Origin of the sequence: Mesorhizobium sp. M8A.F.Ca.ET.021.01.1.1, from assembly GCF_003998025.1 — a bacterium.
GTDB lineage: Bacteria > Pseudomonadota > Alphaproteobacteria > Rhizobiales > Rhizobiaceae > Mesorhizobium.
Genome location: NZ_RZSJ01000315.1, coordinates 1 through 6,914 on the forward strand (window position 1 = coordinate 1; position 6,914 = coordinate 6,914).

The 6,914-nt window shown below is 63.8% G+C and carries 11 protein-coding genes; 6 read left to right on the forward strand and 5 right to left on the reverse strand.

Annotated features, from left to right (window positions below; genetic code table 11):
- Positions 1 to 225, reverse strand: a 225-nt coding sequence (locus tag EOA36_RS22125) for a LysR family transcriptional regulator (protein ID WP_127279427.1), incomplete at its 3' end; no start/stop codon positions are given.
- 101 nt (positions 226 to 326) lie between these two features.
- Here EOA36_RS22125 and EOA36_RS22130 point away from each other — a divergent pair.
- The 3 genes from EOA36_RS22130 to EOA36_RS22140 are packed head-to-tail and all read left to right on the forward strand — an operon-like array spanning position 327 to position 2,061.
- Positions 327 to 878 (forward strand): peroxidase-related enzyme, encoded by a 552-nt coding sequence (locus EOA36_RS22130; protein WP_127279428.1) that lies wholly within the window; start codon positions 327 to 329, stop codon positions 876 to 878.
- Between the two features lie 59 nt (positions 879 to 937).
- Entirely contained in the window at positions 938 to 1,408 is a 471-nt protein-coding gene (locus EOA36_RS22135; RefSeq protein ID WP_127279429.1) for a DUF1348 family protein, read from the forward strand.
- Between the two features lie 20 nt (positions 1,409 to 1,428).
- Positions 1,429 to 2,061 carry a pyridoxamine 5'-phosphate oxidase family protein gene (locus EOA36_RS22140; protein WP_127279430.1) on the forward strand — a complete coding sequence of 211 codons (633 nt, stop codon included), beginning with the start codon at positions 1,429 to 1,431 and terminating at the stop codon, positions 2,059 to 2,061.
- Positions 2,062 to 2,068: 7 nt separating this feature from the next.
- Here EOA36_RS22140 and EOA36_RS22145 read toward each other — a convergent pair whose 3' ends face one another.
- From EOA36_RS22145 to ftsE, 3 genes are all read right to left on the reverse strand, one after another.
- Positions 2,069 to 2,794 (reverse strand): YdcF family protein, encoded by a 726-nt coding sequence (locus tag EOA36_RS22145; protein WP_127279431.1) that lies wholly within the window; start codon positions 2,792 to 2,794, stop codon positions 2,069 to 2,071.
- A gap of 109 nt (positions 2,795 to 2,903) precedes the next feature.
- Positions 2,904 to 3,890 carry an ABC transporter permease gene (locus EOA36_RS22150; RefSeq protein WP_127279432.1) on the reverse strand — a complete coding sequence of 329 codons (987 nt, stop codon included), beginning with the start codon at positions 3,888 to 3,890 and terminating at the stop codon, positions 2,904 to 2,906.
- Positions 3,883 to 4,542, reverse strand: a complete 660-nt coding sequence (gene ftsE, locus EOA36_RS22155) for a cell division ATP-binding protein FtsE (protein ID WP_010911739.1) — start codon at positions 4,540 to 4,542, stop codon at positions 3,883 to 3,885. The genes EOA36_RS22150 and ftsE overlap by 8 nt, the downstream gene beginning before the upstream one ends.
- A 190-nt stretch (positions 4,543 to 4,732) precedes the next feature.
- Here ftsE and EOA36_RS22160 point away from each other — a divergent pair, with 190 nt between their 5' ends.
- The 3 genes from EOA36_RS22160 (at position 4,733) to EOA36_RS22170 (ending at position 6,390) form a co-directional block, all read left to right on the forward strand.
- Entirely contained in the window at positions 4,733 to 5,377 is a 645-nt protein-coding gene (locus EOA36_RS22160) for a hypothetical protein (protein WP_127279433.1), read from the forward strand.
- 22 nt (positions 5,378 to 5,399) lie between these two features.
- Entirely contained in the window at positions 5,400 to 5,942 is a 543-nt protein-coding gene (gene hpt, locus EOA36_RS22165; RefSeq protein ID WP_127279434.1) for a hypoxanthine phosphoribosyltransferase, read from the forward strand.
- A 76-nt stretch (positions 5,943 to 6,018) separates the two neighbouring features.
- Positions 6,019 to 6,390, forward strand: coding sequence for a response regulator (locus EOA36_RS22170; protein WP_167531492.1), 372 nt, complete (start codon positions 6,019 to 6,021; stop codon positions 6,388 to 6,390).
- Here the strand turns inward: EOA36_RS22170 and EOA36_RS22175 are convergent.
- Positions 6,391 to 6,914 (reverse strand): DMT family transporter (locus tag EOA36_RS22175; RefSeq protein ID WP_145969255.1); only part of this gene is annotated, 524 nt, incomplete at its 5' end.

The following is a 6,914-nucleotide window of genomic DNA, read 5'->3' on the forward strand; positions in this document are numbered from 1 at the left end:
CTCGTCCAAAATGCGGCGGCAGGCCGCGAGATAGGCATGGCCCGCATCGGTCAGTGTGAGCCGCCGCGTCGAGCGGTTCAACAGCCGTGTCTTCAGGTGCCGCTCCAGCTCGGAGACCTTGCGGCTGACCGTTGCTAGCGGAACGTCCGAACGGCGCGCGGCGGCGGAAAGGCTGCCGCCTTCCGCCGCCGCGACGAAAAGGGACATGGCTTCAAGACGATCCATCATTTCTTCCAGAAAATGGAAGGGTTGATTGCAAATATGGCATCTACATCCGCAACATGGAAGGCTGCATATAAGCGAGGCATCTCAACAAGGAAATCTTCATGCCCCGCATTGCCACGCCTTCGTCGATCGCAACCGCTCCCGCCGCCGCGCAGCCGATGCTGCAGGCCGTGGAAAAACAGCTCGGTGTCGTGCCGAACCTGTTTCGGATGGTCGCCAACAGTCCGGCCGCGCTGGAAGGTTATCTCGGCATGATGGGAGCTTTGGCCAAGGGCCGGCTTGCGGCGCCGACGCGCGAGCGCATCGCGCTGGCGATCGCCGAGATCAATGGCTGCAACTATTGTCTGTCCGCGCACAGCTATCTCGGCAAGACGCTCGCCAGGCTCGACGATGCCGAGATGATCGCCAACCGCCACGGCGGCTCCTCGGACCCCAAGGCAGCTGCGGCGGTGCGTTTTGCCGCCAGCGTTGCGCAAAGCCGAGGACAGGTCGGCCAGGAGGATCTCGCCGCTGTCAGGCTCGCAGGCTATGACGATGGGGAGATCATCGAGATCGTCCAGCATGTCGCCCTGAACGTCTGGACCAACTATATCAATGAGGTTGCCCAGACCGACATTGATTTTCCGGTTGTTTGCGCCCGAGATGCTGCCTGAATCCGGATAGGAGTGGCGGTGCCCGTCGGTCCCCACCCTTCATGCCGCAGAGGAATCCCATGTCTGAGAGCCGCCCGCCGCTTCCACCCTTCACCGCCGAGACGTCAGCCCAGAAGGCGCACATGGCGGAGGATGCCTGGAACTCGCGCGACCCGGCGCGGGTGGCGCTTGCCTATACGGCGGACAGCCGCTGGCGCAACCGCGCCGAATTCCTGCAAGGGCGCGATGCTATCCAGGCCTTCCTGACCCGCAAATGGAGCCGCGAACTCGACTACCGGCTGATCAAGGAGGTGTGGGCCTTCCACGGCAACCGCATCGCCGTGCGCTTCGCCTATGAATGGCACGACGACAACGGTTCATGGTTCCGCAGTTATGGCAACGAGAACTGGGAATTCGATGAGCACGGGCTGATGCGCCTGCGCATCGCCAGCATCAACGACCTGCCGATTGCCGAGGCCGAGCGCAAATATCACTGGCCGCTCGGCCGGCGGCCGGACGACCACCCGACGCTGTCGGAGCTCGGGCTCTAGAAACATGCAAGGAGGTCTCGATGAACGCACACGCTTTTACGAGCGATGTCGCCTTCACGCCAACAGTCAAGGCGATCCAGGCGCGCAAGGGTTCGCGCCAGTCCTATGCCCGCGTCGAGGAGCGCGGCGGCTGGCAATCGGCGATCACACCGGACCTTGCCGCTTTCATCAGAATGCAGACCAGCGTCTTCCTGTCGACTGCCAATGGCGATGGCCAGCCCTATATCCAACACCGCGGCGGCCCTGCCGGCTTTCTCAAGGCGCTCGAGGAGAAGACGATCGGCTTCGCGGATTTTCTGGGCAATAAGCAGTTCATCACGCAGGGCAATCTGGCCGACAATCCGAGGGCCTTCCTGTTCCTGATCGACTACATGATGCGCCAGCGCATCAAGATCTGGGGTACGGCACGCATTGTCGAAGACGATGCCGAGTTGACAGCGAGGCTGATGCCGCCGGACTACAAGGCGCGTCCCGAGCAGGTCATCCTGTTCACCGTCTCGGCGTGGGACGCCAATTGCCCGCAACATATACCGCAGCGCTTCGAGGCGGCTGATGTGGCGGCGGCGCTTGCCGAGCGCGACCGGCGCATCCAGAACCTTGAACAGGAGATCGCGCGCCTCAAGGGCGTTTCAGGGGCTGGCGCCAAGGAATGACGCGGGCTCAGCCGCCGGCGGCGGTTTCGGCCAGCGCGATGCCTTCGGGCGTCGGCTTCACCGGGATAATACCACGTGCCAGCGCCAGCAGATATTTGGTGTATTCGGTGAACAGCACCCGCAACGCCCGCGGCTTGGTCAGCCAGCCGCCATTGTCGAGATTGGAATTGACCACCGGATAGGGCTCAAGCTTGGCGCCATGCAACAGCCGTCCCATCTCCAGCAGGCTGCGTGGCATGTGATAGTTGTTGGTGACCAGGATGACCGTGCCATAGGCATGGTTTTCCACCCATTTGGCGCTCTCCTCGGCATTGCCGATCGTGTCGAGCGCGGCCCGATCGATGTCGACGCAGCAGGAAAACAGTTTCTTGTCGCCGCCGGTCGCCGCCTGAAGCTGGCGACGGCTGGCCGAGGGATGGACGCCGCTGATCAAGAGCCGCTCGCCCTTACCGGACGCGAGCAGTTCCATCGCGGCGTCGAGCCGCGATTGGCCGCCGGTCAACACGATGATGGCATCGGCCTTGGCTGGGTTGGCGGGCGTGGTCAGGTGACTGACCTTGCTGGCAAACCAGCCGAAGCCGCCAGCGAACACCATTGCGAGCATAAGCAGCGAGAGAGCGGAGAGACGCAGGGCGGTCCTTAAACGGCTAACCCTGCCATGGCCGCGCCAACGGGCAACCACCACTGGCAGCTGTCCAGCCGTTCCGGTCGAATCCCGCACGTCCATAGCCATATGGTTAATCCCGAAATGCGGCGTTTGGTAGGTAAAAGACGCACTTTGCGTTACGCAAATTCTCCATCCGTGATCGCGCTCGTTCCATCCACGCCAAGACGAACTCCTTTCATGCGTCGGGTTGGCGAACGTCGATGTCGCTGAGATAGGCGACGACGGTGGCGTGTGAGGTCGCCGCCGTCAGCGCGCCAATCACCAGCACCATCAGGACGACACCCAGGTAACCCGCCGAGCCGATGGCGAAGTTGCCGAACAAAGCGGTTGCCTGATCGGCCTGTGGTGTTGCCATGTTGCGCGACGACCACCAGGAGAAAACGATGAAGACGAGCACCGCCGCCGCTCCGCCGGCAGCCGCGCCCTTCATGCCTGTGACCAGGAAATGCCGGCGGAATTCGCGCGCGATGAACTGCGCTTCGGCGCCGACGAAATGCAGCACCTCGATGATGTGGCCGTTGCCGGCCATGGCCCCGCGGGTGGCAAAGACCACCGTCAGCACGGTTGCCGACAGCATCAGGGCCAGAACGGCGATGCCGATGGTCACCGTGGTGCGGGCCATGGCTACCAGCCGGTCGACCCAGGTGCGGTGGTCGTCGAGCGATGCGCTCGGCAGTTTCGGCGCGATCGCGGCGCGCATGGCGGCGAAGTCTGGCGGGCTGTTCTCGTCGATGGTGACGATGATCAGGCGCGGCACCGGCAGGTCGTCGATATTGAGGCCCGAACCTAGCCAGGGCTCCAGCAGCCTGGCGGTCGCTTCGCGGTCGATGATCCGGGTCGACTTCACGCCGGGGAATTCGCTGGCGATCTGCGAAGCCTGGGTAAGCGCTGCCTCCATGTCGAGGCCCTCGGCCGGTTTGATCTGGATGGTCGCCTCGCGCGAAATCTGGTTTTCCCATACCGAGGCCGTATCGCGCACCAGCGTCACCGCGCCGAAGGTCAGGCAGGACAGGAAGGTCATGATGGCGATGACCAGCACCAAGGCGCGGCCGGCAATGTTCTGCGCCGGCACGATCGGCGCCATCTTGCGCTGGGCGCGCGGTCTTGCGACGGCTGCCTCGGCGTCCTGCTCTTCGAAATGCTCGGCGGACAGATCAGTCATAGATATCCAGCCTTCCGCCGGCCAGGATCATGCGGCGCGCGTCGACCTGTTCCATCAAGCCGAGATCGTGGGTAGCGATCACCACCGCGGTGCCGAGGCGATTGAGCTCGATGAACAGCCGCAGCAGGCGCCGCGCCAGCGGCGGATCGACATTGCCGGTCGGCTCGTCGGCGAGCAGGATTTCCGGCTGTTCGATCAGGGCGCGCGCGATCGCGGCGCGCTGCTTCTCGCCGCCTGACAGGACCGGCGGCAGCACATGCATGCGCTCGCCGAGCCCCACCCATTTCAAGAGCTCGGTGACGTCGGTGCGGTAGCTCGCCTCCTCGCGCCCGCGCACGCGCAATGGCAAAGCGACGTTTTCGTAAGTGGTCATGTGGTCGAGCAGGCGAAAATCCTGGAACACCACGCCGATGCGCCGGCGCAGGTGCGGCAGCTCGGTGCGTGAGATGCGGGAGCGGTCCTTGCCGAAGATGGTGATCAGCCCACGCGTCGGCTTCAGCGACATGAACAAAAGGCGCAGCAACGTCGTCTTGCCGGCGCCCGAAGGCCCGCTCAGGAATTGGAAGGAGCGCTCCGGTATATGCAGGGAGATGTCGCGGAGGATTTCCGGACCCATGCCATAGCGGAGGCCGACATTTTCGAAGCGAATCAATTTCGACGACCTGAGGTTCCTGGCCGCGGCGAGCCAGCCTGTTCTGTGAAAAGACCATCGGCCGGCATGGTTAACCGGCGGTTAATTCCTGGCTTGTTTCGGCTCTTCAAGAGGGCTCCGGTGGGGAAGCGTTAACCATTTGTGTTTACGCAAAAGAAACGAAAAGCGAACGTGCCGCAATGCTGGGGCCATGATGGCTGAGGAACGAACCGCGCGCCCGGTTTCCGGCGAAATCATGACCGAACCGCCGGCAATTGCCATGGCGGACCGGATCGTGCGCGGTCCGGCGGCAGATATCGTCGATGCGGACTATGTTGTGGTGTCGCGGCCCGTTTCACCGGTCGAAAACGTTTCGCCGCTGCCGCGCCTGATTGTCACCCCGCCCATCGAGGGCATGGACATGCTGCGCAAGCCGGAAGCGCCGGCGGAGCAGCGGCCGGCCTCGCGCGGCGGTCCGATTTTCTGGATCGCCGGCATCGGCGCAGCCCTTGCCGCGTTCTGGGTTTCCGGTGGCCACGCGCTGGTGCGCCAGGCGCCGTTCCTGGCCGGCGCGCAAGCGTCGGCGCTGACCATTTCAGGCGTCACCTCACGCGTCGACGTCTCGGGCGCCAATCCGGTGCTGTTCGTCGATGGGGAGGCCGCCAATGACGGAACAAGCCCCGCGACCCTGCCGCCGCTCGAAATCCGGGTGACGGGCAATGACGGGCGCACGACCCGCTATACGTTGGGGACATCCGGCCATTCGCTGGCGTCGGGCGAAAGATTCGGCTTTGCCAGCCGGCTCGACGTGCCTAAGAACGGCGTAAGAACCGTTTTGGTTACTTTCGCCAAGTAGGCGACACCGGGGAAGACCATCAATGCCCATCGTACGCGGCAAGGACATCGAAGTCCTGTTTTCGGCATCGGCGATCGCGCGGCGCAATCTCGAACTCGCCAAGGAGATCGCCGGGCACGACTATCACGATCTCTTGGTGATTTCGGTGCTGAAAGGCTCGTTCATCTTCGCCGCCGACCTGATCCGGGCCATGCACGATGTCGGCCTGTCGCCGGAAGTCGAGTTCATCTTCATCTCCAGCTATGGCGCCGGCACCAGCAGCGGCGAGGTGAGGGTGCTGCGCGACATCGACAACGAGGTTGCCGGCCGCGACGTGCTGTTGATCGACGACATTCTGGAATCGGGCAAGACGCTGAGCTTCACCCGCGACCTGATGCTGTCGCGTGGCGCGAAAAGCTGTTCCATCGCCGTGCTGCTCGACAAGCGCATGCGCCGCCAGACCGCGCTCAATGCCGACTATGTCGGCTTCGACTGCCCCGACTATTTCGTCGTCGGCTATGGCATGGACGTTGCGCACGCCTTTCGTGAATTGCCGTTCGTGGGTGTCGTCAAAGGCGACGTTTGAGCCACTCTCCAAAAAGACTTGCTGACCCGTCCCGCCTTCAGGAAAAGTCAACTTTTCACCGCCAAATATGCCGGCCATGGCAAAGCTTCTGATCGTCGAGGACGATGAGTCCGTCCGCACCCTGGCAGCCCGCGCGCTCGAACGCGCCGGCCACGCAATCGATATCGCCGCCGATGGCGCGCAGGGGCTTTCGCTGATCCGCGCCGCAAACGGCGGCTACGATCTCGTCGTCTCCGACATCCGCATGCCGGAGATGGACGGCATCGAGATGGCGGTTGCGGCCGCGGCGCTTTTCCCGGCGATGAAGATCATGCTGATGACCGGCTATGCCGACCAGCGCGAGCGCGCCGAGGAATTGAACGGCATCATCCTCGATGTCGTGCAAAAGCCCTTCACGCTGGCCGAGATCCGTTCGCGCGTCGAACGGGCGCTGATCTGCTTCGCCTGATCAGGCTGGATCCCTGGCGACAAGCGCCGGCGCCGGAGCGGTCCGCCGCTCGGTGTTGAGCGCCAGCAGGCCGGCGCCGATGATGAGCGCCGCGCCGATCACGGTTGTCGAGCGTGGTACCTCGGCGAAGAACAGGAAACCCCACAGCGGCGACCACAGGATGCCGGTATATTCGAAGGTGGCGACGCGGTTGGCCGGTGCCAGCCGGTAGCCTTGCGAGAGCAGGATCATGCCGGCCGAGGCGACGAACCCGCACGCCGCCATTTTCAGGAAATCCGGCAGTGACGGCCAGATCCACGGCCGCACCAGGAATTCGAGGCTCGGATGGACGGCGTGGGTTATGCCGGCGAGGTGGAACGTGCCGGCGACCACGGCGGCGCCGACGAGATAGGCGCCGTTCTGGTAGAAGGCCATGACGGTAGACGATTCGGTGTCGCCGATCTTGCGGGCCATCAATTGCGAGAAGCCGTAGAGCGCCGCCGAGCCCAGCGACAGCAAGGCCGCCCAATCGAACAGCCCAGCGC

Coding starts and splice junctions, on each gene's coding strand:
- EOA36_RS22130 (WP_127279428.1), top strand. CDS start 327: ATGCCCCGCATTGCCACGCCTTCGTCGATCGCAACCGCTCCCGCCGCC.
- EOA36_RS22135 (WP_127279429.1), top strand. CDS start 938: ATGTCTGAGAGCCGCCCGCCGCTTCCACCCTTCACCGCCGAGACGTCA.
- EOA36_RS22140 (WP_127279430.1), top strand. CDS start 1,429: ATGAACGCACACGCTTTTACGAGCGATGTCGCCTTCACGCCAACAGTC.
- EOA36_RS22145 (WP_127279431.1), bottom strand. CDS start 2,794: ATGGCTATGGACGTGCGGGATTCGACCGGAACGGCTGGACAGCTGCCA.
- EOA36_RS22150 (WP_127279432.1), bottom strand. CDS start 3,890: ATGACTGATCTGTCCGCCGAGCATTTCGAAGAGCAGGACGCCGAGGCA.
- EOA36_RS22160 (WP_127279433.1), top strand. CDS start 4,733: ATGATGGCTGAGGAACGAACCGCGCGCCCGGTTTCCGGCGAAATCATG.
- hpt (WP_127279434.1), top strand. CDS start 5,400: ATGCCCATCGTACGCGGCAAGGACATCGAAGTCCTGTTTTCGGCATCG.
- EOA36_RS22170 (WP_167531492.1), top strand. CDS start 6,019: ATGGCAAAGCTTCTGATCGTCGAGGACGATGAGTCCGTCCGCACCCTG.